Origin of the sequence: Lysinibacillus sp. 1 U-2021 (genome assembly GCF_029916965.1) — a bacterium.
Lineage (GTDB): Bacteria > Bacillota > Bacilli > Bacillales_A > Planococcaceae > Lysinibacillus > Lysinibacillus capsici.
On sequence record NZ_CP123966.1, the window covers coordinates 649,590 to 672,867 of the forward strand.

Annotated in this window: 23 protein-coding genes and 1 other annotated feature; of the genes, 13 read left to right on the forward strand and 10 right to left on the reverse strand. The window is 37.9% G+C overall.

Translation table 11 applies throughout. The features are described 5' to 3' along the window. Positions 1-12 precede the first annotated feature (12 nt). Both QH639_RS03470 and QH639_RS03475 read right to left on the reverse strand, forming a co-directional pair. Entirely contained in the window at positions 13-720 is a 708-nt protein-coding gene (locus QH639_RS03470; RefSeq protein WP_281116179.1) for a PucR family transcriptional regulator, read from the reverse strand. Positions 721-741: 21 nt separating this feature from the next. Next, a complete protein-coding gene (locus tag QH639_RS03475; protein WP_281115657.1) occupies positions 742-1,110 on the reverse strand; it encodes a sugar diacid recognition domain-containing protein in 369 nt (122 codons plus the stop codon). A gap of 165 nt (positions 1,111-1,275) precedes the next feature. On the opposite strand from QH639_RS03475, the gene QH639_RS03480 reads away from it, so the two are divergent. From QH639_RS03480 to QH639_RS03500, 5 genes are all read left to right on the forward strand, one after another. Further along, positions 1,276-2,415: a glycerate kinase gene (locus tag QH639_RS03480; protein ID WP_281115658.1), complete on the forward strand. Its 1,140-nt coding sequence runs from the start codon at positions 1,276-1,278 to the stop codon at positions 2,413-2,415. Continuing rightward, positions 2,416-3,762, forward strand: a complete 1,347-nt coding sequence (locus QH639_RS03485; RefSeq protein ID WP_048391781.1) for a GntP family permease — start codon at positions 2,416-2,418, stop codon at positions 3,760-3,762. It begins immediately after the preceding gene. 69 nt (positions 3,763-3,831) lie between these two features. Then, positions 3,832-5,025, forward strand: coding sequence for an MBL fold metallo-hydrolase (locus QH639_RS03490; RefSeq protein WP_281115659.1), 1,194 nt, complete (start codon positions 3,832-3,834; stop codon positions 5,023-5,025). Next, positions 5,012-5,260, forward strand: a complete 249-nt coding sequence (locus tag QH639_RS03495; RefSeq protein WP_131521092.1) for a DUF3006 domain-containing protein — start codon at positions 5,012-5,014, stop codon at positions 5,258-5,260. The genes QH639_RS03490 and QH639_RS03495 overlap by 14 nt, the downstream gene beginning before the upstream one ends. Before the next feature lie 132 nt (positions 5,261-5,392). Beyond that, on the forward strand, positions 5,393-6,181 hold the full coding sequence (locus QH639_RS03500; RefSeq protein WP_281115660.1) for an HAD family hydrolase: 789 nt from the start codon (positions 5,393-5,395) through the stop codon (positions 6,179-6,181). 45 nt (positions 6,182-6,226) lie between these two features. Here QH639_RS03500 and QH639_RS03505 read toward each other — a convergent pair whose 3' ends face one another. From QH639_RS03505 to serA, 3 genes are all read right to left on the reverse strand, one after another. Next, positions 6,227-7,150: a hypothetical protein gene (locus QH639_RS03505; protein ID WP_131521094.1), complete on the reverse strand. Its 924-nt coding sequence runs from the start codon at positions 7,148-7,150 to the stop codon at positions 6,227-6,229. Then, positions 7,140-7,634: an RNA polymerase sigma factor gene (locus QH639_RS03510; RefSeq protein WP_281115661.1), complete on the reverse strand. Its 495-nt coding sequence runs from the start codon at positions 7,632-7,634 to the stop codon at positions 7,140-7,142. Before QH639_RS03510 ends, QH639_RS03505 begins: the two co-directional genes overlap by 11 nt. A gap of 105 nt (positions 7,635-7,739) precedes the next feature. Next, positions 7,740-9,353 carry a phosphoglycerate dehydrogenase gene (gene serA, locus QH639_RS03515; protein WP_131521096.1) on the reverse strand — a complete coding sequence of 538 codons (1,614 nt, stop codon included), beginning with the start codon at positions 9,351-9,353 and terminating at the stop codon, positions 7,740-7,742. Positions 9,354-9,512: 159 nt separating this feature from the next. Further along, positions 9,513-9,754: a binding site (T-box leader), on the reverse strand. A 404-nt stretch (positions 9,755-10,158) separates the two neighbouring features. Here serA and QH639_RS03520 point away from each other — a divergent pair. Both QH639_RS03520 and QH639_RS03525 read left to right on the forward strand, forming a co-directional pair. After that, complete coding sequence (locus QH639_RS03520; RefSeq protein WP_131521097.1) at positions 10,159-11,808, forward strand: FAD-binding dehydrogenase; 1,650 nt, start codon at positions 10,159-10,161, stop codon at positions 11,806-11,808. An 8-nt stretch (positions 11,809-11,816) separates the two neighbouring features. Continuing rightward, a complete protein-coding gene (locus QH639_RS03525; protein WP_193767373.1) occupies positions 11,817-11,957 on the forward strand; it encodes a hypothetical protein in 141 nt (46 codons plus the stop codon). Here the strand turns inward: QH639_RS03525 and trhO are convergent. Beyond that, positions 11,946-12,917 carry an oxygen-dependent tRNA uridine(34) hydroxylase TrhO gene (trhO, locus tag QH639_RS03530; RefSeq protein WP_237898689.1) on the reverse strand — a complete coding sequence of 324 codons (972 nt, stop codon included), beginning with the start codon at positions 12,915-12,917 and terminating at the stop codon, positions 11,946-11,948. The genes QH639_RS03525 and trhO overlap by 12 nt on opposite strands. Positions 12,918-13,054: 137 nt before the next feature. On the opposite strand from trhO, the gene QH639_RS03535 reads away from it, so the two are divergent. After that, on the forward strand, positions 13,055-13,837 hold the full coding sequence (locus tag QH639_RS03535) for an enoyl-CoA hydratase (protein ID WP_131521099.1): 783 nt from the start codon (positions 13,055-13,057) through the stop codon (positions 13,835-13,837). A 52-nt stretch (positions 13,838-13,889) separates the two neighbouring features. Here QH639_RS03535 and QH639_RS03540 read toward each other — a convergent pair whose 3' ends face one another. After that, a complete protein-coding gene (locus tag QH639_RS03540) occupies positions 13,890-14,075 on the reverse strand; it encodes a YhzD family protein (RefSeq protein WP_036075853.1) in 186 nt (61 codons plus the stop codon). Between the two features lie 259 nt (positions 14,076-14,334). Between QH639_RS03540 and QH639_RS03545 the strand changes: the two genes are divergently transcribed. The 4 genes from QH639_RS03545 to QH639_RS03560 all read left to right on the forward strand — a co-directional run bounded on the left by QH639_RS03545 (position 14,335) and on the right by QH639_RS03560 (position 20,844). Further along, a complete protein-coding gene (locus tag QH639_RS03545) occupies positions 14,335-15,549 on the forward strand; it encodes a metallophosphoesterase family protein (protein ID WP_131521100.1) in 1,215 nt (404 codons plus the stop codon). Positions 15,550-15,553: 4 nt separating this feature from the next. Next, positions 15,554-18,442 (forward strand): ATP-binding protein, encoded by a 2,889-nt coding sequence (locus QH639_RS03550; RefSeq protein ID WP_281115662.1) that lies wholly within the window; start codon positions 15,554-15,556, stop codon positions 18,440-18,442. Continuing rightward, a complete protein-coding gene (yhaM, locus tag QH639_RS03555; protein ID WP_048391758.1) occupies positions 18,439-19,374 on the forward strand; it encodes a 3'-5' exoribonuclease YhaM in 936 nt (311 codons plus the stop codon). Before QH639_RS03550 ends, yhaM begins: the two co-directional genes overlap by 4 nt. A 165-nt stretch (positions 19,375-19,539) precedes the next feature. Next, positions 19,540-20,844 carry a methyl-accepting chemotaxis protein gene (locus QH639_RS03560; RefSeq protein ID WP_237898685.1) on the forward strand — a complete coding sequence of 435 codons (1,305 nt, stop codon included), beginning with the start codon at positions 19,540-19,542 and terminating at the stop codon, positions 20,842-20,844. A 61-nt stretch (positions 20,845-20,905) separates the two neighbouring features. On the opposite strand, the gene QH639_RS03565 is transcribed toward QH639_RS03560, so the two are convergent. Then, positions 20,906-21,886, reverse strand: coding sequence for a peptidylprolyl isomerase (locus tag QH639_RS03565; RefSeq protein WP_131521103.1), 981 nt, complete (start codon positions 21,884-21,886; stop codon positions 20,906-20,908). Between the two features lie 142 nt (positions 21,887-22,028). On the opposite strand from QH639_RS03565, the gene QH639_RS03570 reads away from it, so the two are divergent. Continuing rightward, the gene (locus tag QH639_RS03570; RefSeq protein ID WP_004230765.1) at positions 22,029-22,133 is read left to right on the forward strand and encodes a YjcZ family sporulation protein; all 105 of its coding nucleotides are present in this window, start codon (positions 22,029-22,031) and stop codon (positions 22,131-22,133) included. 246 nt (positions 22,134-22,379) lie between these two features. Here the strand turns inward: QH639_RS03570 and QH639_RS03575 are convergent, their stop codons facing one another. Together QH639_RS03575 and QH639_RS03580 are read right to left on the reverse strand one after the other, a co-directional pair. Next, positions 22,380-22,565: a hypothetical protein gene (locus tag QH639_RS03575; protein WP_008173337.1), complete on the reverse strand. Its 186-nt coding sequence runs from the start codon at positions 22,563-22,565 to the stop codon at positions 22,380-22,382. Between the two features lie 70 nt (positions 22,566-22,635). Continuing rightward, positions 22,636-23,181, reverse strand: coding sequence for a DUF3267 domain-containing protein (locus QH639_RS03580; RefSeq protein WP_016992098.1), 546 nt, complete (start codon positions 23,179-23,181; stop codon positions 22,636-22,638). Positions 23,182-23,278 lie beyond the last annotated feature (97 nt).

Consider the following 23,278-nt stretch of genomic DNA (forward strand, 5'->3'; position numbering starts at 1 on the left):
AATCTGATCTGTTCAGATTGCCTTCATTGTTTGTAGTGTTCGCAAGGTACAGGCCATTTTTAGCAGAACAGCATCCTCAAAGTATTGCGGATCATAGCCTGTTAATTCCCTTATTTTATTTAAACGATAAGTAAGTGTATGTCGATGAATATTCAATTGCTGAGCACAATGCTTTAGCTGTAAATTACAGTCAAAAAACGATTGTAATGTTTCCAATTGTTTAGCGTCTAAATTTTTGAGTATACGATGGTAAAATGCTTGAACCTCCTCCGATTCACGAGGTTTAAAAAGGGAAAATAACTCGACATCTTCAAAAAAAGTCAATTCATTATGGATTGTAGCAAATTTTAGAGCTGTTCTGGCACCTTGGTAGCTATAGGGAAGCTGAGATAAATGCTGAACCACAGGCCCTACACCAATTTGAAGGGAGGGAAGTTTCTGCTTCTGCTTACGCAGTGCTTTTATAATAGGACGGCAATTTTGCTCCCCGCAATTTGTTAGTAGGATATAGTATTCCTGTAATTGGCTATGACCAGCAAGAACAGGCTGTTTGTAAAATAGATCCTCAAAAAAGAAGGGTATTGTATTTTCTGCGTAGGATGCTTCATTTAAGCTCACTAAAATCACCTGAAAAGGGCCCGAAAGAGCAAATGGTAATTTCTGAATCCGTTCATTTAAGGCTCCGTCTAGCTTACTTCCATGAACGAGTGCTTCAAATATGTAATCGTTATTCTTTCGTTGTCATTCGCTTTTAGATTCAACAATCGCTTGATGGGCCATAATCTCTGTTGTGAGTTGAACGAGATTAGCAATTTCAAGCATATCGTCTGAATCTCCTGTAATACCTATAACACCTACAACCTCATCTTGATACATAATTGGCATATTGATGCCTGGTTTTGTGTTTGGATAAAGTGCTATATTTTCCTCATTTATAATTAGAGTCTCTTTTGTCTGTGCTACATATAGTGCACCTTCATGAATATTTTCCACCCTCATTTTATCTCCAGAAGCTAAAATGACCCCACTTGGGCTGATAACATTAATATTGTGACGCAAGCGCAGCATCGTTTGATGGACGATGTCTTCTGCTAACTTTTTTGTCAACATGTTTATACACCTCGCATAAAAAACAGCCTGTTATATGACAGATAAATTGTACACTTATTATAATGTTTTCTGAATTTATTGTCATTATAATAAATTGTAAGCGCTTAACTTAGGGATATGAAAATTTACGTAAATGTCAATGGACGACATAAGTGGAGGTATAACATGAAAGTTATCATTAGTCCAGATTCCTACAAGGGTACTCTGTCAGCAGTTGAAGTAGCAAAGGCAATGCAAAAAGGAATCCTAGATGTGGATCATTCAATTGAAACAATTATACTACCAGTGGCAGATGGTGGTGAAGGTACACTGCACTCACTTATTGCCTCTACAGATGGTCGATATTGCTCAGCAACTGTGCTTGATCCATTGGGAAGAGCTATCCAGGCTCAATATGGTGTACTGGGCGATCAAGTAACCTGTGTAATAGAGATGGCTCAAGCATCTGGTATTATGCTGTTACAAGAAAATGAGAAAAATCCTGAACTTGCTACATCTTATGGCACAGGACAATTAATTAAAGCCGCACTTGATCAAGGTTTTAGAAAATTTATTATTGGCATTGGTGGGAGTGCTACAAATGATGCGGGTACTGGTATGTTACAAGCATTAGGAGTGCGGTTATTATCAGCAGAAGGGGTGGAACTTAAGGCTGGTGTTTCTAACCTTATGCAATTAGATGTCATAGATATGAGTCTACTAGATACTAGATTAGCAGAAGCAACATTTACGATTGCCTGTGATGTGGATAATCCGCTTATTGGTGAACGAGGAGCCACTGCCATCTTTGGTCCACAAAAGGGTGTTCAAAAACACCAGGTCGCTGAATTTGATCGTTGTTTAAAGCATTTTGCAGATATTGTTGAAGCTAAATTTGCTATACGATTACATGACTATAAAGGTGCTGGAGCCGCTGGGGGAATGGGGGGCGCATTAATCGCCTTTTTAAAAGGAACCTTCCATGCAGGAATTGACCTTGTGCTGGACGCTGTACAGCTTCAGGCTCATTTAGCAGAAGCACAGTTAGTGATAACGGGTGAAGGAAAATCAGATTTTCAAACATTACATGGTAAGGCACCATTAGGTGTAGCAAAGGCTGCAAAGCAAGCGAATGTAGAGGCGATGCTGCTGTCAGGAGGAATTGATACCAAGGCAAATGCAGCATTACAAGCGTATTTTACAGTTGTTGAGTCATTGGTAGATGAGGAGATTGATGTGCAGCAGGCAATGCAAGAACCTGCACACTTTATTCGGTTAAAAACTAAAAGAATGATAGAGCGTTACTTACAAAAGGGGGATGTCTAGATGTTGTTCATTATTATATTAATAGGGGTATTATTTGTTGTCTTAGGAACAGCTAAGTTAAAGCTTCATCCGTTTTTAGCTTTATTAATCAGTGCTTTCTTCGTTGGAATTGCTTCAGGTATGCCATTGTTGACAGTAGTGGAAAGCATTAATACTGGATTTGGAGGCTTAATGACAAGTATTGGTTTAGTCATTATTGCTGGTACTATTATAGGCTTAATATTAGAAAAATCAGGTGCTGCTTATCGAATGGCAGAAGTAGTGTTAAGAATTGTAGGACCTAAACGTCCACAATTAGCGATGTCTTTAATTGGCTATATCGTATCCATACCAGTATTTTGTGATTCTGGCTTTATTATTTTATCCAGCTTGCAAAAATCATTAGCAAAGCGAGCCAATGTTACGATTGCATCTATGGCAGTAGCTTTAGCAACTGGCTTATTTGCGACGCATGTATTAGTACCACCAACTCCAGGACCTATTGCAGCAGCAGGAAATATTGGCGCAGCAGATTATTTAGGAACAGTCATTGTCATTGGTTTATTAGTCGCGATACCAGCGACATTCGTAGGTTATCTATGGTCAGTAAAAGTTGCGACAAAAATTCGCGTTCCTGAAGATGAGGTAGAGGCATTAGATTATGAGGAAGTCATTAAATCCTTTGGTAAAATGCCCTCAACATTTAAAGCATTTTTACCAATCGTTCTGCCGATTGTGTTAATTGGTTTGGGTTCTATAGCAGCATTAGTTGGTGATACGGAAGCGACTTTCAATACCATCTTTAAATTCTTAGGTTCTCCAACTGTGGCACTATTTTTAGGTGTAGCAGCAGCCTTTTTATTATTACCTGAAATCAATGAAACGACATTAACAGGTTGGATTGGCGAAAGTCTAAAAGAAGCAGCACCAATTTTACTTATAACAGGGGCTGGTGGTTCGTTTGGAACTGTTATAAAAAATGCTGGTGTTGGAGAAATGCTTCAAGAAATGGATTTAGGTATGTTTGCCTCAGGTACATTATTCCTTCTTGTGCCGTTTATAGTAGCAGCAGCGTTGAAAACGGCTCAAGGTTCTTCTACAACAGCTCTTGTGATTACATCTACTTTAGTAGCCCCAATGCTTGTGACATTGGGAATTGATGGAGCGGTACCATTAGCATTAGTGGTGATGGCAATAGGTGCAGGAGCAATGACTGTTAGCCATGTGAATGATAGCTTCTTTTGGGTGATTACGCAGTATAGTGGTATGGAAGTAACACAAGCCTATAAAGCCCAAACGGTGGCCACGTTGTTACAGGGTCTTGTGACGATTATTATTACGATGATTTTATGGTGGATATTTGTTTAAAGTAAAAGGAGAGCAGCCCATGGCTAGCTCTCTTTTTGTATAATAGGAAAATAGAAAGGAAGTTAGTAGATGAAAAAAATAATAAAGGTATTACTCCTTTGTCTTTTTTTATTAGCCGGCTGTACCGAGGCAGTCAAGACAGAGAAAATTCCTGTAACAGCTGGTCATGAAATGCAGGTTCATTTTATTGATGTAGGACAAGGGGATTCTATACTGATCGAATCACCAAGTGGTAAAACGATGCTTATAGATGGGGGAGTGAAGGGCGCAGGGCAACAGATTGTCTCTTATTTAAAAGAACTTGGGATAAATAAGCTTGATATTGTAGTAGCAACACACCCAGATGCTGATCATATTGGAGGGCTTATTCCTGTATTAGATAACATGACGATTGAGCAATTTTATGATTCGGGAAAAGTACATACATCGCAAACCTTTGAAGAGATGCTGACACGTATCGATGAAAAAAATATTCCTTATCATGTGCCAAAAATCGGCGATGATATCGAATTTGATAAGGATGTAAATGTGAAAGTTTTAAATGCCAATGATCAGGCTACAGACAATAACGATGCCTCGATTGTCTTAAAAATGACTTATGGGAATGTCTCTTTTTTATTGACAGGAGATGCGGGAGTGGCATTAGAAAAGGAAATGTTGCAGTATGATGTGAAAGCAACAGTTTTAAAAGCTGGACATCATGGCTCTAACACAAGTAGCTCAGAGGAGTTCATTCAGGCTGTAAAACCAGAGGTCACGATATTAAGTTATGGAGAGGATAATAAGTATGGACATCCACATGCAGAAATTGTGGACCGTTTGCAGGCTATTGGTAGTAAAATATATGCCACCGCGGATTTAGGAACGATTACGGTGTCTACAGATGGGGTAAACTATACGGTGAACGGTAAGGAAACTTCTAGTGAAGAAACTGGTAATATACCATCTAAAGGAGAAGAACCGACAACAGCTATTGAAATCGTTAGCAAGGATCTTGTTACTGAAATTGTAGGAATTAAAAATAGTGGACAACACGCAGTATCTTTAAAAGATTGGCAGCTTATTTCAATTGAAGGGCATCAAGTTTATAACTTCCCTAATCTTTCTTTACAGCCAGGGAAAACGATTTATATTACTAGTGGAACCAATGCACGGGAAGGGCAAAATTATTTGAAATGGACAACTAAACAAATTTGGTTAAATGCTGGAGATGCTGCGCAATTACGGAATGAGAAAGGGGAACTTGTAAGTGAGCTTGAGTAAATACACATTGGACCGTATTGAAAATGGCTATGCGGTTTTCTTAAAGTTTCCAGCAGAAGAGGAACAACTCATTATTTCTCAGTCAGCTATGAACAAGCCTGTGCAAGTAGGTGATCGTGTTCAGATAGAAGAAAAAGATGGCATTTACTATATTGAAATTTTACAAGAAGAAACACAGCAAAAAAGAGCTGACATTCAAAGTTTAATGAACCGTTTGCGTAATAAACATAATTAATGTATGACAAGCTGTGAAGATTTGACGCACAGCTTGTTTTTAGATAAAGGAATTGTACATAATTTGTTATCCTAACTATTTTGAAAATATGCTAAAATAGTAGTATTAATCGGGAGCTAGGAGCGGACAAAAATGTCGATAAATACAATTATTTTTGATTTAGATGATACACTGCTATGGGATAAGAAATCAGTCAAAACTGCATTTGAAAAAACATGTGACTATGCAGCAACAGTACATAATGTGAATCCTACTGAGCTAGAGGAAGCTGTTCGCCGAGAGGCACGTGCTTTATATGAGAGTTATGAAATATATGATTATACGGTATTAATTGGTATCAATCCCTTTGAAGGACTTTGGGGAACGTTTGACGACTCGACGGATTCCTTCCAGAAAATGAAGGGAATTGTGCCTAGCTATCGTGCAGCGGCTTGGACAAAAGGGTTAGCTGCTCTTGGTATTGAAGATACAGCATTTGGAGCGGAGCTAGGAGAGCGCTTTGTAGCCGAGCGTAAAGTAGCGCCATTTTTATACGAAGATACTTTTGCAGTGTTAGATGAATTAAAAGGAAAATATCAGCTTGTATTGCTTACAAATGGCGCACCAAGTTTGCAAAATTTAAAGCTAGAAATCACACCAGAAATTGCCCCATATTTTGATCATATTATTATTTCAGGTGACTTTGGTAAAGGGAAGCCCGACGCATCTATTTTTGAGTATGTGATGGAAAAAGCAGGTATTATAGCCGACGAGGCAATTATGGTTGGCGACAATCTTAATACTGATATTTTAGGATCATCTCGTGTGGGAATGCGTAATGTATGGATTAATCGTGAAAGCAATATCGCCAACGGGGCTGTGACACCTACCTATGAGGTGGACTCTTTGACAGCGTTGTTGGAGCTTGTAAATAAGCTATAGTATAAAAAATGTACTGATCCTTCGTGGAGACAGTACATTTTTTTATTAAAAATAGACATTCAGTCCAAGGTATAAACATGTAAAAGCTATCCCTATACAAAGCTGAACAAGAGCGCTAGCAATTAAGTAACCCTGTGGTTCGCCAGCCTTTTTACGATAATAGATTTGCATAAAGGAGTAGAGTGAGAAAAGGCCATAAATAATTGTTGCATGAATAGTATGGTGGACAAGATAGATACCAAATGAAATACCTCCAAACAACACGAGCATAATGGCATTGGCAATAGCATGCTCTACTGTCGCAGCGAAAAAGCGACGTTCTGTATAAGGCATTCTTTTTTTAGCAATCCATAGGATGAAATGCATAAGTAGGATGAAAAAGTTCCCTAAAATCAGTTTCGTCGACCGCTTCTCATCATAAAAATAGCGTAAAGAGTCAATTGATTCTTCAATCAGAAAGGCTTGCTGGGTTTCAACATTGAAGAAAATCTTGTTATTGAGTACCTTCCATTTCTCTTGTGTACGGTCATTATAGAGAATCAAAATATCATAGCTAGTACCACTTTTCCATTGACTAGCGGATATTGTTATAGGAGAAGCGTTGTCCCAATTCTGTTGTAGCTGTGTGATAGCCTTTGTATGAGCATAGCATTGCTGAGGAACATAAAGGCAAGAGTCCTTTGCTATAAAGGTTTCCTTGTTCAGATTCTCCTTTAAGTAGACTCGTTGGATTGCTTTGGAGGAATCCATTGTCGTAGGAGAATCAATCGGACGTTGAACAAAAGATAAAATTAATAAAGAAAGAACTACTATAAATAGTAATGTTACAGATGGGATTTTCCATTTATTTTTTGATTGTTGTTTATTAATTACTGAAGGCTCTGTCATATTGCGTAATATTTTTTTCTCCTGCTGATTAGATAATGTTAAATCATCTAAGTGTTGCCATGTCTTCTTATCATTCTTCATCCATTTCACCTCCTAGCTGTTTTTTTAATGCGACGAGTGCTCGTTTTAATGTGTTTTTTACTTTCCCCTCATTCCAACCAAGGATATTGGAGGTTTCTTCGATGGACAGTCCCTCTATTTTGCGCAGAATAATCACATCGCGATAGGTAATTTTTAGTTTCCGAATGGCAAGATATAGTATCTTGGCATCTTCTTGTTGCATCAGCCATTGATGAGGAGAAGGTGATACTTGTTCTTCATGCTGTTGTAAAAAAGGAACAAACTGAATGATCCTTTTTCGACGATAATGATCATAGGCAAGGTTACGCGCAGTACACCGTAACCAAGCAAGATCAGCTCCTTCTTTTATTGTTTGATGATGGTTCAAATAGCGGACAAAGGTTTCCTGTGTAAAATCCTCTGCTAATTTTTCGTCATTTAGTAAGTAATATAAGTATTTAAAAATGGTGTGATTATGTAAGTAAAATATTTCTTCAATGTTCAAGCTGTGCACCTCCTTTTCTATAAGGACGAAGAACTCATAGAAAAGTATCATTTTCCCAAAATAAAAAGCAGAGAGTAGAGACTCCCTGCTTCTTGCTATTATTAATTATAGGTTAATGGCTTTTACCTCATCAATGTTTTCAAGCTGTGCCACAAAAACTAAATCTTCTTCTGTTACAACATTATCAACCGTTAACATCATAACCGCTGTACCACCAACCTGTGCACGACCAACCTGCATTGTTGCAATATTGATTTCTTTTTCTGCAAGCTTTGTTGCTACACGGCCAATTGCACCTGGTTTGTCAGTGTTTTTAATGTAAAGAAGGTGGCCTTGTGGAATGACATCTACAACATAGTCCTCTACTTTTACAATACGTGCACCTAAACCGTTTAATAGTGTACCCGCTACAGTATGTGTTTCGTTAGCAGTAATAATTTCAATCGTAATTAAGCTAGTAAAGCCTTTTGCTGTTGTTGTTTTGTGCTCATTAATTTTCATACCAATACGTTCAGATAAGTAACGAGCATTCACATCATTGACATGATTACCATGATTTTTAGACAGTAAACCTTTTAACGCATTTGAAGTTAATGGACGAACATCATAGTTTGCTACTTCTCCAGCATAAGATAGGTTGATTTCTTTGACTGGCTCTGTTGTCACTTGTGATAGGAATGAACCAAGTTTTTCAGCTAATTCAAAGAAAGGCTCAACTTGTGCAAGAAGCTCTTTAGGTATAGATGGCATGTTTACTGGATTTGTTACAGTCCCTGTTTTGTAAAATTTAATGATGTCATTTGACACGTCAACCGCTACAGATTCTTGTGCCTCGATTGTAGATGCTCCTAAGTGAGGCGTTGCGATAACTTGTGGTAAAGTCAGCAGCTTATGATCTGTTGCTGGTTCCGAAACAAATACGTCAAGAGCAGCTCCAGCCACTTTTCCTGCTACGATTGCATCATATAAATCGTCTTCATTGATGATACCGCCACGTGCACAGTTTATAATACGTACGCCATCTTTCATCATCGCAAATTTATCTTTATTAATTAGGTTGCGAGTTTCAGGTAGAAGTGGTGTATGAACTGTAATGAAATCAGCAGCTACACAAATTTCTTCAACCGTTGCTTTTGTTACACCTAATTCTTTGGCACGTTCATCTGTTAGGAAAGGATCATATGCCATAACACTCATACGTTGACCCTTAGCACGATAAGCTACTTCAACACCAATTCGACCAAAACCTACAACACCTAAAGTTTTATTTTTTAGCTCCACGCCAACATAAGATTTGCGATCCCATTTGCCATTTTTTAATGTATTAAAAGCTTGTGGAATATGACGGGCAAGTGAAGTCATCATCGCAATTGTATGTTCGGCAGCTGAGTTAGTATTACCATCTGGTGCGTTTACCACGATAATGCCGTGTTCTGTAGCAGCAGCAAGGTCAATATTATCGACACCAACACCAGCACGACCAATTAATTTTAGGCTTTTAGCTGCTTCAATTACTTCACGTGTTACCGTTGTTTGAGAACGAACAAGTAATACATCTACATCAGCAATTTTAGCGATTAATTCTTCTGGTGCTAAACCTGTGTCTACAATAATGTTTAAATCTAAATCTTGTTCCTGGCGTAATGGGAAAATACCATCCTCACTTAGTGGATCAGCGATAAATACGTTAATAGTTCTTGTTTTTGTTGCAGTAGTCATTATAATTAGCTCCTTTTTTATCATTATTGGCTATGGCTTTATTTACGATAGTCTGAAATTTGTAAAATTCGAACATCTTACAGCATACAAACAATCTCCTTTCTAAATCGAAGACAATATAAAAAGCCTTCCACGCCTTACAAACACAGTTAGTGTGTTGTAAGGGGCGAAAGGCTGTATAAACTTTGGTTCGCGGTACCACCCTTAATCACTGCTGGAAAATTTATTCTGGCAGTCTTAGCTATATGCGTAACGTGCATGAGACGGATAAGCTTACTTTTAAGTTGTTCAGCCTATCTATTCAGGAGTGGAACTATTATCGTAGAAATCACTGATTTGCACCAACCATCAGCTCTCTTTGGATTTTCTTGCGACTAGTGTGTCTCCGTCGTTATATTTTTTGTGATTAAATTTGTTAACATCATAATCCCTATTGTTCACCTTTGTCAACGATATTTCTTAAAAACTTTAAAAACGTTGACTTCAAAACTCTGAAAATTAACTAAAAACGAATATTTTGTATATATTCTCGTTATATAGTTCGTTTTTTTGGGGAGTACAATGAAAGCGCTAACGATATTTGAAAAGTCCGATAGTATCAGGTTTCTGTGTAGTTTTAGCATGAAAAATTATATGGGAATTAAATGGAATAAAATAGAGGGTTTATGCTAATTATCCACGGATTTGTTCTAAGAAAGCGAACGTTTTTGTTTGTCACATTTTAGACAAAAATATAAAAAGTAGAAGGTAAACAGACTGTGAGAGAAGAATGTTAGTTAAGGATGATTGATTTGGGGGTGTAAGAATGAAGTACGATGTTGCAATAGTCGGTGCTGGTCTTGCAGGATTAGTCGCAGCTTGTGAATTAATAGATGCAAAGAAAAAAGTGCTTTTAGTAGATCAAGAGCCTGAAAATTCAATCGGAGGACAGGCTTATTGGTCTTTTGGAGGAATATTTTTAGTAAATTCTCCAGAGCAACGAAGGCTTGGAATTAAAGATAGTAAGGAGCTTGCTTGGCAGGATTGGCAAGGAACTGCAGGCTTTGATCGTTTAGAAGATGAGGATTCTTGGGCATATAAATGGGCAAGAGCATATGTCGATTTTGCTGCAGGTGAAAAATACGACTGGTTAAAGTCAAAAGGTATAAAGTTTTTCCCTGTTGTTGGATGGGCAGAGCGGGGAGGTTCGTTGGCAGGAGGGCATGGCAATTCAGTACCTAGATTTCATATTGTCTGGGGAACAGGCCCTGGCATTGTAAAACCATTTGTAGATAAAGTAAAACAGGCTATGAGAGAAGGATTCATTGACTTCAAGCCAAGGCATCGTGTGGATGAATTTGTGCAGCAAGAAGGGAAGATTATAGGAGTTAGCGGAACGGTGCTAGCTGAAACCTTTATTAATCGAGGTGAAAAAAGTTCGAGATTAGGAATCGGTGAATTTTCCTACGAAGCGAAAGCTGTGATTGTGGCAAGTGGTGGTATTGGGGCAAATTTTGATTTAGTGAGAAAAAATTGGCCTGCTCGATTAGGAATCCCTCCAAAAAATATGGTATGTGGTGTACCAGCTTACGTTGACGGAAGAATGCTAGAGATTACGGAACATGCTGGGGGTCGCATTGTAAACCGTGATCGCATGTGGCATTACACTGAGGGTTTAAGAAATTGGGATCCAATATGGCCCAACCATGGAATTCGGATATTGCCTGGTCCCTCCTCCCTGTGGTTTGACGCAGAGGGGAATCGTTTTCATGCACCCAACTTTCCAGGGTTTGATACACTTAGTACGCTAGAGGCGATTCAAAAAACAGGTTATGACTATTCCTGGTTTATTTTAACGGAGAAAATTATTGAGAAAGAATTTGCTTTATCTGGCTCGGAGCAAAACCCAGATTTAACAAACAAAAGCATTGGCGATGTTCTAAAACGCATTTTACCAGGCCCACCTGCTCCTATCCAAGCTTTTAAAAATCACGGAGAGGATTTTGTGATTGCACATGATCTAAAGGAACTTGTAGATGGAATGAATAAACTTGCTGGGAATGAGCTACTTGATTTCATGAAGATTAAAGAGCAAATCTTGGCAAGAGATCGGGAAATGGACAATAAGTTTACCAAGGATTTGCAAGTAAACGCTATTCATGGAGCAAGAAATTATATTGGGGATAAATGGGTGCGTGTTGCCAAGCCACATAAAATTTTAGATACCAAAAATTGGCCTTTAATTGCTGTTCGCTTAAACATTCTAACAAGGAAAACTTTAGGTGGCTTACAAACAAATTTAAATGGCGCTGTTTTGGGCATGGACGGTCAGCCAATTCCTGGGTTATATGCAGCGGGTGAAGTAAGTGGTTTCGGTGGCGGTGGCGTCCATGGTTACCGCGCTTTAGAAGGGACATTTGTTGGTGGTTGTTTATTTAGTGGACGTCAGGTAGGACGCTATTTAGGACAAGGATAAGGTGCATAATGAAGAGCATCGTCTTGATGAACGATGCTCTTTTTAAATGGATTGATAATGCTGAAGTGGATCACTATGCTGAAGTTTTGAGCAGAAATCCAACAGCGATGCTCACCTTGATTAAATTATGGAATAGATTAGCAATTTGATTGTTGGACCTCTGCAATCTTAGCAATTTGTTCTTCAACCTGTTCCTTTGTCCAATTGTTTTCCTCCACGAAAAAGTTGCGTTCGGCACGGCGACAATCATCTGAACAGCTTCGCATGTAAAAAGCCTCATGTTTTTCTTCACAAAGCATTAATTTATGACACGCTGGATTTGCACAATTTGTATATCGTTCAGAAGGCTCACCAGTGAAATAATCCTTCCCAACAATGACATGTTCCACCTGATTAATCGGTACACTTCGACGACGGTCAAAAACAAACATTTGACCATCCCATAATTGACCTTTCACTTCAGGATCTTTCGCATATGTAGCAATACCGCCGTGTAATTGACCTACGCTCTTACCAAAGCCCTCGCGTTTTAGCCAACCAGAGAATTTTTCACAGCGAATACCACCTGTACAATAAGTTAAGATTTTTTTATCTGCAAAATCTCCTTTATGTGCCTCCATCCAAGCAGGTAGGTCGCGGAAGTTTTCGATATCTGGTCGAACAGCACCTCGGAAATGACCGAGATCATATTCATAGTCATTACGGGCATCGATGATTACTGTGTTGTCATCTTGCATCTGTTCCATAAATTCTTTAGGTGTTAAATAATCACCTGTGATTTCTAACGGATTGATATCTTGTTCTAAACCGAGGTGAACAATTTCTCGACGAGGACGTACATGCATTTTTCTAAAGGTATGCCCTTCAGCCTCATCAATTTTCCACATCATATCGCTAAAACGAGCATCTGCCTTCATATGGTTCATGTAAGCATCTGTTTGCTCAATAGTACCTGATACAGTTCCGTTAATACCTTCGTAACCTACTAAAATACGTCCAAGAAGCCCTATCTCTTTACACAATGCTAAATGTTCTTCTGCGAACGCTTCAGGATCTTCAATCGTAATATATTTATAATAAAGTAATACACGATAGTCTTTTTTTGTCAAAATACATTACCACCTTATCTCGATATTCGTCCTTTAATATAGCATAACAGGAGCAATTTTGCTCAGAGAGAAGGAGTTTTCTAAAAAAACACGAATTATACATAGTGAATGACTATTCATATTTGGGGGTTATAGAAATGGAATTTTCAACGATTACTTTAGAAAAATTAGAGCGTCGTGCAACGTTAACGTTGAATCGTCCACAGGCGATGAATGCAATGGATGATGTCATGATGCGTGAACTTGCAGAATGCTTCGAGGCACTACAACAGGAAAAAGATATTCAGGTGCTTGTTATTCGTGGGGAAGGAAAGGTCTTTTCTGCGGGTGGTGATATAAAAGCAATGCTAGATGAAAGCAAACCACTGAATATTGATGAGGCAATGGTTTATCTGACACGTATCGTGAAGGCATATTATCAGCTACCAATGATTGTGATTGCAGCGGTTCATGGTGCATCAGCAGGTTTAGGATTTAGTCTAACACTAGGGGCAGATATTATTGTAGCCTGTGAAAATAGTAAACTTGCTATGAATTTCATTGGAATTGGACTGATTCCAGATGGGGGCGGTCATTTCTTCATGAAGGAGCGTGTAGGTACTGTTAAAGCGAAACAAATGATATGGGAGGGAAAGGTATTAACAGCAAAAGAAGCATTAGATGCAGGGTTAATTGATTATATTGCACCAGAGGGCACTGTATTTGCAATGGCAGATCAGGTGGTGGGGAAAATGCTTGCATCCCCGATTTCTTCCATGATTACAACGAAAAAAATTTTACATGCACAAAATATACCACAGCTAGAAAATATCTTAGCATTAGAGGCTGAGGGCCAGTCTGCAATGCGTAAAACAACAGATCATGTCGAGGGCATTCATGCATTTGTAGAGAAAAGAACGCCTGTCTTTGTAGGCAAATAAAAATAATAAAAGGCGCGTAGCAAACCATTGACTACGTGCCTTTTATTAGCCACTAAACATGGAATAAAATTAATTTACCAGAAGCGTTTACAAGACGATGAGTTTTATCGGCAACACCTTTTTCCTCAATTTGTTGTTGTCCATTTAGTTTAGCAGCCTCATCATTTTCAAAAGTCCAAGTTTCATCAAACAATGTTTCCCCTGTTTTTTCAAAAGCTGTAAAACGATAATTCTCCATACAGACCCCACCCTTTTACTTGAATATATTTCTATTATACATAGAAGATTTATAAACTTCACGGTAAAACTAGTGAATTTATTGATAAATTACGAAAATTGTGGAAAAAGTAAGGCAATGTTGTTTTTTTGCGTAATAGCATTTTTCATCATACATGAATTATGATAAAATAGAACAAATATTCGGTTTTGATTAATCAGCATATTATTACTTTGGTTTTGCACTAAAGAGAGAATTATCTACTATTTGAGGTGATTGGATGTCAGCAATTCGTTTTTTCCATATGGCAGATTTACATTTAGATAGTCCATTTAAGGGCTTATTTGGTCTCCCCGAACCCATTTTAAAGAAAATACGGTCAAGCACTTTTGAAGCGTTTGATAAAATTATCCTTAAAGCGATTCAGGAAAAACCTGATTTTTTACTAATTGTTGGGGATATTTATGATGGTGAAAATCGTAGCTTGCAAGCACAACGAAGATTTCAAGATGCAATGGAGAAGCTTTTTCAACACAATATTCCTGTCATTGTAAGCTACGGAAATCATGATCATTTAAATGGCACATGGACACGCTTTTCTTTACCAAGTAATGTCTATGAATTACCCGCTGAAACGAGTGTAGTTCAATTAAAAATACGGGGTCAACAAGTGAATATTTATGGTTTTAGCTATCCTGAACGTCATTTAAAGGAATCCGTTATTGAAAGCTATCCAATTGCACATGATCAGCATGCCATTCATATTGGTATGCTTCATGGCAGTGAGGCAGGCAATACAACACATGATGTGTATGCCCCTTTTACAAAACAACAGCTACTTGAAAAGAACTATCATTATTGGGCGCTTGGCCATATTCATAAACGACAGCTTTTACATCAAAACCCTCCAATTGTTTATCCAGGCAATATTCAAAGTCGACATCGTAAAGAACAAGGAATGAAAGGCTTTTATGATGTGACGCTATCCAAAACATCGACTGAGCTTGATTTTATCTCTACCTCTGCTGTTGTTTATAGCACCATTGAGGTGGATTGTACGAATGTGGTACACGCCAATGAATTATTGAAGAGATGTGCAGAAGCTATTACAGCCAATAGGAAGAAATATGGCGCATCGGTAGTAGAGCTTCATTTGCAACATATTGACGAACAAACGGAAGCTTTATTTGAGCATGCAACAGTAGATGCTTGGTTAGAGACTATTCGAGAGGCAGAGGAAGGTATTGAGCCAATGTGTTGGGTACAAAAAATGGTGTTGCAAAAGACATCGAGATTTTTTGAGCATACAGCAACAACTCAATCCGTTGTGAGCTTGATGGAGCAATGGGACAGCAATGAATGGAAGGATATTCTAAAGGATTTGTACCAGTATGCTGGTGGTGCGAGGTTAATAGAGCCACTTAGTGAAAAGGAAATTGAGAACTTAACCAATCGTGCACAGACATTATTAGCTGAAGAAATTCAAAGGGCGTGATTACATGCTGACAATACAGAAAATCCAAATATATGGCTTTGGTAAGCATGAAAATATCTCCATTTCGTTAAATGATGGTGTCACTATTTTTTATGGATTAAATGAAGCAGGAAAAACGACGATTCAGCAGTTTATACTACAAATGCTTTTTGGTTTCCCAACAAGGCAGCAGATACAGCGCAAATATGAGCCGAAAATTTCAACGAAATATGGAGGTCAGCTGACACTTTTGCACCCAGTTTATGGGCAATGTACAGTTGAACGTGTGAAAGGAAAGGCTGCTGGTGATGTTACTGTCTACCTAGAGGATGGAACAACGGGGCATGAGGCGTTGTTAGTAAAGCTTTTATATGGTTATTCTAGGGCATCCTTTGAAGCCATTTTTTCTTTTTCATTGCATGAACTACAAGGTATTGAAAAAATGTCTGAAGAGGAGCTAACCCATTTGCTACTTGCCTCTGGTACAACAGGTATTCAGTATCTATCCACCCTTGAAAAGAAAATGGATAAAGAGGCTAGTGAGCTGTTTAAAAAGACAGGTAAAGTGCCATTGATTAATCAAAAAATTGAACAATTAAAGCAACTTGAGCGGACGATTAAACAGGAACAGGGGAAGATTCAAACCTTTGAGGATAAATTACAGCAATTACAATTACTTGAGCAAAAGTTGGAACAGCTATTTGGTACGCAAAAACGGCAACAGCAACAATGGCAGCAATTAACTGTTCAAAAGCAAGCACTCCCTCTTCTCAAGCAGCAACAGACGTTGCAACAGACAATGACCAATTTTCAACATGTTCAGTTTCCTTCAGAGGGTATCAGACGATATGAGCAAGTAAAGGATCGTCTGTTACATGAAAGCCAACAACTGATGCAATTAAAGGAGCAGCATCAAACATTGCAGGAGAAAATACTTGCTACAGTGGATGAGCAAAAGGTTAATGAAATGGCTTACCTTATGCAAAAGGAAGCAACATGGCATCAGCTAATAGTGAAAGAGCAAAATCTTCAGGATGATCTATTTTTGCTCGAACAAGAAATTGAAGCACAGTTTCGTTTACTAGGTGTAACAGAGAAAGAAGCACAAGAAAATCTTTTGAACGAAACAGTTTCACTCCAACAGGAGCAACAATTTCAGCTTCAATTAAGTAAATTAGAGGAGGCGGAGGAAGAGCTAAAATTTCATCTACGTTCACTAGAGCAAGTACACCTAGAATTAGATGCAATAGCCAAACAGAAACAACAGCTAATGGATGAGTCATTAACAAGTGAGGAAGAACATATTTTAGCACAATGGCCTCAACAAAAGCGAAGGCTTGAGCAATTACGTGCTGCCAAATCGCAACGAAGTAAGCAGAAGAAGCCTCATGACTTTATCTGGCTTGTACTACTGATTGGCTTCATGTCATTTGCTTATGGTGTATTTGAAAAAAACATAATTGTAATCCTAATTGGAGCAGTTTTATCATTGCTAACCTTTTTGTTTATTCGATATGTTAAGCAAGCAGATGAACCTACTAATAAAGAGCACAGCATCCTCCTACGGGAGTTAGAGCAAGAGGAATTGACAGTACAAGCAGTTCTTATAAAGAAGCAAAGATATGAAGATCGCTTGTTACACATCAAGGAACAGCAGAAAGAGAAGGAGCAGCAATATACTTCTCTTGAATATAAAATTCAACTAACGGAGGTGGAGAGTGAAGAAGCCACTCAAACACTCCAGCATTTTTTAAAGCGTTATCGCTTACAAGGAACGATAGCCAGATCGCTAATGCCCGAATTATTTATGCGTATTCGTGGTGTACAAGAATTAGCAGCTAAAAGAAACAGTACCTCAAGTCTGTTGCAAGAAACGCAGGTAGAAAAGAACAGCATTTATGAGCAGCTTCAGCGGGTTTTAGATGGAGCCTATGATGAACATGAAATTTATATGTATTTACGAACAGCCTACCTTGAAGCACAACAGCAACAGCAGCAAGCACAGCATGCAAAAGATCAGCTAGCCAGCGTCCAAATAAAAATAGAAGGTGGACAATCAAGAATGGATCGTTATACTGCTGAAATGTACGAGCTATTCAAAGAAGCAAAGATCCAAAATGAACAGGCTTATTATGAAATGCATGAGCAATTTGAACAGAGAAGAAAAATTGAGACAGAATTGCAAACCGTCCAGGCTCAATTATCTTCACTAGATCTTCAACAGAAGGAAAATCTGATTGAGGACTCTGTTAGCGAACGCATATTTGCTTTGGAACAAGAGCAGCAATCATTGCAACTAGAAATTGATCAATGTTTGGAACAACGTGCTGCTTTGCTTATGGAAAAAGAACAGCTATTAAATGATGAAAAGTATGGTCAATTACTTCAACAGTTTGAGCAGGAGAAAACAGAATTGCAGCAGTTAATTGAGCAGTGGGCAACTAGAAAAGCGGTGGCGACAGCTATTCATGAAACCCTATTCCGTCTTCGTGAAGAAAAATTACCTCATGTCCTTGAAGAGGTAAATGCTGTATTCCGTTTACTAACAGGAGGAAACTATGACAAACTTTCGATTCATGAGGATGGTTACTTTGTAGCACAGGATGCTGCAGGAATACGTTATCAAATGGTGGAGTTGTCACAGGCTACCAAAGAGCAAGCTTATATTGCATTGCGAATGGCTCTAGCAAAAACCCTAGTGAGTGCTGCTCCATTTCCAATGATTATGGACGATCCTTTTGTCCATTTTGATCGAAACCGCACAGACAAAATGGTACAATTAATGAAAGAAGTAGGATATGAACGTCAAATTTTGTATTTTACTTGTCATGACACAATGCTCAACTATTGGAAGAAAGAGCAGATTGTCGATATAGGAGCATTAGCAAATGAAAGGGGAGTGGCGTCAACATGAAAGGGATTACGACGCTCCAAGTTGGAGAAGTAGTTGATCAATTTTTATTAATAAAACAAGCGACAAAAGGGGTTACAACCGTTGGAAAGCCATTTATGTCGCTAATATTACAAGATAAGAGTGGGGATATAGAGGCAAAGCTATGGGACACGAATGAGGATCATGAAAAGATGTACCATGCGGAAGCCATTGTACGTGTTGGCGGAGAGATTCATGACTATAGAGGAAAGAATCAATTGCGTATTAAATCTATCCGTGTTGCTAAGCCAGAGGAAGGAATTGCTATTCATGATTTAGTGCCTTCCTCTGCAACACCAAAAGAACAACTATATGAAGAATTAACGCAATTTTTCTTTGACATTAAAAACCCTAATATCTCACGAATTACAAGAGCAGCAATTAAAAAACATCAAGAGGCTATTTTAGTTTTTCCAGCAGCGACTAAAAATCATCATGACTATGCGTCAGGTTTATTAGATCATATGGTCTCCATGCTCAAACTAGGTAAAGCCATTGCTGATCTATATCCAACATTAAATCGTGACTTATTATATGCTGGGATTATTTTACATGATGTAGGCAAGGTTGTAGAGTTATCAGGCCCAGTTGCCACAATGTATACAGTGGAGGGCAATTTATTAGGTCATATTACGATTATGGTAAATGAAATTGCTAAGATTGCTAGTGAGCTTGAAATTGAAGGTGAGGAAGTCATGCTGTTACAACATATGGTATTGTCTCACCATGGGAAAGAAGAGTGGGGTAGCCCAAAAAAACCTATGATTCAGGAAGCGGAAATTTTGCATTATATCGATAACATTGATGCAAAGATGAATATGTTAACAAGGGCGTTAGGTAAAACGACACCAGGGGAATTTACAGAGAGACTCTTCCCTCTTGATAATCGTTCATTCTATAAGCCTACTATTTAAACAGCAGTATCAATCAGCCCTTAAACTGACGTTACTGTCTAGCTATTCGTTATTAATTTCTCTGAGTCTAAATATTCATAAATTCAATTGTAGTGCCTAACTATTGTACCAATGGGAATATTTAATTTAGAATAGAGAGAGAAATTATAGGAATGGGGAAAAGTAATGGATACAGAGGGACTTTTTTCACGAAAAATTAAGTTTTGGAAAAGTTTAATTTTCAAAATGATACTAGCTATCGGCATAAGTTTATTTATTAGCTCCCATATTTCAGAATTTGTTAGTCGTCAATTCGAGAAGGTAGTGCATTTGAATGGAAGTGCTGGGGTTGCCATTAATACATTTATTTCGTTATTTATTGGCACGGTAATTATTTCGTTATGTACAAGGTATATTGTCTTAAGGCGTGTAAAGCGTGTGTTAAATGCTATGACCCAGGCTGCTGATGGCGATTTAACTGTTCGCATTGACGATCGATTAAAAGATGAAATTGGTCAATTATCAACTGAATTTAATCATATGCTAGAACAAATTGGGACGGTCATTGAAAAGGCGAATAAAGCATCGACAGATGTATCAACCTTTACAAAGGAATTTACAACGATTACCGAGCAAAGTAGTCAAACAGTTGAAACTATTTCTAGTGCCATTGGGGAAATTGCCTCCAGTGCAGAAGGACAACTAAGGCAAATGGATTTATTATCTGAATCACAACATTTAATTACTAAAGATATGGATCATGCATCCTCTGCTGTACAGGAAATGGCCTCAATAGCAAATGAAACAAACCAAAAGGCTGATTTAGGATTACAGTTAATTGAACAAACGATTGAAAAAATGAATACCATAAATGAATCTGTTCATCAGTCAACCGCAGTTGTGAATGCTTTAGGTGAAAAATCAAAGGAAATCAGTACGATTGTAGCGTTGATTACAAGTATTACAGATCAAACAAACTTGCTTGCATTAAATGCATCTATTGAAGCAGCTCGTGCAGGAGAGGCTGGAAAAGGCTTTGCAGTAGTAGCAGATGAAGTAAGAAAGCTAGCAGAGGAATCTGGGAAGGCTGCACATAATATTCGATCATTGGTGGATGATATCTTAAACCAAACCTCCAGTGCTGTTTATGCTATTAATAGTGGGACGCAATTTGTGGAGGAAGGTCGTGAATCAGTTGAACAGACAGGCGATACCTTTAAAAATATAGTCGTATATTTGCAACAGATAAGTCATCGTACAATGGAAGTAAAGGATATTGTCTTGCGTGTCAATGAGAAAGCAAGTCAAACAGATGAGGCTGTAAAAGAAGTCGTTGGCATAGCGAATGGCACATCTTCGGGCATACAGCATATTGCTTTATCTATCGAGCAACAAAGTGCTTCTAATGAGGAAATAGCAAGTGCTGCAAATGTTCTTCAAACAATGTCAAATGACCTGCAAACTGAAATTAGCCAATTTAAAGTAAAATAGAGTAAAAAAGAGAAGCATCTGATGTATCAGGTGCTTCTCTTTTTGTTACACTAGACTCTAATTATTTAGATTCCTTGTCAGTATCTTCTGCTTTATCTTCAGAATCCTCTTTTGGCGCATTTTCTTCAGCTTTTTTAGCTGCTTCTTCAGCTGCTTTTGCTTGTTCTTCACTTGTTGTTGTAAAGAATTTAAGCGGTTCTTTTAAATCTTTATCAGATGTTTTCACATCGGCATCTTTAGCCATTTTAGCAACGATATCTTTAAGAATCGTTTGAGCTTCACCAGTTTGGTTCAGTTTACTTAACATAGTTGAACGAATGTTTTCTTCTTCGTCTTTAAATGAACCAACACCTTTTACATCACGCTTGTCCGTAATTTCAATTACATGGTAACCAAAGCTAGATTTTACTGGCTCACTTAATGTATTTACTTCAAGAGCATAAGCAGCATCGTTAAATTCGTCTACCATTGAACCTACAGAGAACCATCCAAGCTCTCCACCTTTTTGAGCAGAGCCAGTATCTGTTGAGTACTCTTTTGCAACGTCCTCAAACTTAGCGCCACCCTTAATTTTTTCAATTACTTCTTTTGCTGTTTTTTCATCTGCTACTAAAATATGACGACCATTTAATTCTGTTTTCATTTGCTCGTAGTATTTTTTCACATCTTCTTCTTTAATGGCTTGATCTTTCAAAGCTTTCTCTTGAAGAAGTTGAACACGTAAAGAATCTTTAAAGCCCTGTTCTGTTAAGCCACTTTCAGCAAGCGCTTGTGTAAAGCCATCACCAAATTGTGATGCAGTTGTGTCATACGCTTCTTTGATTTCTTTATCTGTTACTTCATATTTGTCAGCTAAAACTTTTTCAGTCACCATTTGCTGCATTACATATGAGCCTGTTAAAGCTTTTGCCTTTTCATTAAAATCAGCTACTGAAATATCGCCCACTTTAGAAGTAACGATTGCTTTGCTATCTCCGCCGCTACAAGCACCAAGCGCTAATACAGACGCAGCTAAAGTTAAAGATAAAACTGTCTTTTTCATAGTGGATATTCTCTCCTAACATGGTTTCGTCCATTTTTTACTATAACATAAACGTTTTAAAAACAAAATGGTTCCCCCTTGAGTATTGCCTATATTTCAAATTTTGAAGCGCATAGGATATAGAAAGAAAGGGGGTGAAGTTATGGGCAACGGAGGATACGGTGGCGGTGGCTACGGCTCAGGCTTTGCTTTATTAGTTGTGTTATTTATTTTATTAATTATCGTTGGTGCAGCGTTCCTATACTAATTAATAAAACAGCGAAAAGCTAAGAGCATCAACTCTTAGCTTTTCTTAACAATGTTAGACATTCGCGCCGCATGCCTTAGGTTCTAAACAATTTATTTGATTAGTAAAAGTTGTTGCATGGGGGGCTCGACTTATCTTCGAGCGTGCGGACGGGCGCGGATGGTGCACTTTTTTAAAAAAGGGCCTTTTCAAAAAAAGCCCCAAAAAATTAGATTCCATTACGCCGAGGCGTAATGGATTTTTCTGTTAAACTGCATATAAAATTTCAATGTAGAATGAGACAAGTAGGATAGTAATAAGTATATTTATAGTTCGGAATATTTTTGGTTGGTTTTCTTCGGGAATTTCACGTCGCATGCATAGAGCATATGTCATGCGGTTAATTTGAAATAAATAGAATACCGAGAATAGAACTACAATCATTAATAGCAAGTCTATTCCTCCCCTCTTTCAATAGTAATAGCATAACAAAGAACGTCAATAAAAAACAAGTACAAGCCATTTAGTGAACGGTCGGTGGAACTAAAATTTCATAGCCTTTAGGTGTTTCCTCTATTTGTGAATTTTTAGGTGAATTCAAGAGATACTTTACGTAAAGGATATCAATCAGGCACAGACTACAGTGATAGGCTAACAGCAATGTCCCATAATGGGTATAGGCTGGTAAAAGCCATGTTCCAACTATAATACTAGTATTTAGAACGATAAAAGGCGTAAGTAATGCTAAGATGTATCGATTTTTAGATAATGGCTCTCGAATTCGCATGTGTAAAACAGGAATTATATAAAACTGACTACGTACACGTAATTTTAAATGTTGGCGTAAATCAAATAGGGCCACAAAGTGCAAAAATTTGTGAATGGGATAAAGTGTTAGCACAGCTATCACAAAGAGCCAGAATAGTCGATCTGTATAATGCTCTTCATTAAATAAATTAAACGTTACATACGAAACAGAAAAGACCAATAAAAAAGTAATGACACCCATTATAATAATACGCGTAGTACCGTAATGATGTTCTAAATTTAAAATTTTCCAGCAATGCATGGTTTTTTATCAACTCCGAATAGGAAGTGTCCTATTTAATGTAAATTGAATTATGTTAGAATGCAAGAAAAAGGAGGTACTTCAGAAATATTTCTGA

Bases quoted from the DNA above. Each gene is read 5' to 3' on its own strand.
- QH639_RS03475 (WP_281115657.1), bottom strand. From the start codon at position 1,110: ATGTTGACAAAAAAGTTAGCAGAAGACATCGTCCATCAAACGATGCTG.
- QH639_RS03480 (WP_281115658.1), top strand. From the start codon at position 1,276: ATGAAAGTTATCATTAGTCCAGATTCCTACAAGGGTACTCTGTCAGCA.
- QH639_RS03485 (WP_048391781.1), top strand. From the start codon at position 2,416: ATGTTGTTCATTATTATATTAATAGGGGTATTATTTGTTGTCTTAGGA.
- QH639_RS03490 (WP_281115659.1), top strand. From the start codon at position 3,832: ATGAAAAAAATAATAAAGGTATTACTCCTTTGTCTTTTTTTATTAGCC.
- QH639_RS03500 (WP_281115660.1), top strand. From the start codon at position 5,393: ATGTCGATAAATACAATTATTTTTGATTTAGATGATACACTGCTATGG.
- QH639_RS03505 (WP_131521094.1), bottom strand. From the start codon at position 7,150: ATGAAGAATGATAAGAAGACATGGCAACACTTAGATGATTTAACATTA.
- serA (WP_131521096.1), bottom strand. From the start codon at position 9,353: ATGACTACTGCAACAAAAACAAGAACTATTAACGTATTTATCGCTGAT.
- QH639_RS03520 (WP_131521097.1), top strand. From the start codon at position 10,159: ATGAAGTACGATGTTGCAATAGTCGGTGCTGGTCTTGCAGGATTAGTC.
- QH639_RS03525 (WP_193767373.1), top strand. From the start codon at position 11,817: ATGAAGAGCATCGTCTTGATGAACGATGCTCTTTTTAAATGGATTGAT.
- QH639_RS03535 (WP_131521099.1), top strand. From the start codon at position 13,055: ATGGAATTTTCAACGATTACTTTAGAAAAATTAGAGCGTCGTGCAACG.
- QH639_RS03540 (WP_036075853.1), bottom strand. From the start codon at position 14,075: ATGGAGAATTATCGTTTTACAGCTTTTGAAAAAACAGGGGAAACATTG.
- QH639_RS03545 (WP_131521100.1), top strand. From the start codon at position 14,335: ATGTCAGCAATTCGTTTTTTCCATATGGCAGATTTACATTTAGATAGT.
- QH639_RS03550 (WP_281115662.1), top strand. From the start codon at position 15,554: ATGCTGACAATACAGAAAATCCAAATATATGGCTTTGGTAAGCATGAA.
- yhaM (WP_048391758.1), top strand. From the start codon at position 18,439: ATGAAAGGGATTACGACGCTCCAAGTTGGAGAAGTAGTTGATCAATTT.
- QH639_RS03560 (WP_237898685.1), top strand. From the start codon at position 19,540: ATGGATACAGAGGGACTTTTTTCACGAAAAATTAAGTTTTGGAAAAGT.
- QH639_RS03565 (WP_131521103.1), bottom strand. From the start codon at position 21,886: ATGAAAAAGACAGTTTTATCTTTAACTTTAGCTGCGTCTGTATTAGCG.
- QH639_RS03570 (WP_004230765.1), top strand. From the start codon at position 22,029: ATGGGCAACGGAGGATACGGTGGCGGTGGCTACGGCTCAGGCTTTGCT.
- QH639_RS03580 (WP_016992098.1), bottom strand. From the start codon at position 23,181: ATGCATTGCTGGAAAATTTTAAATTTAGAACATCATTACGGTACTACG.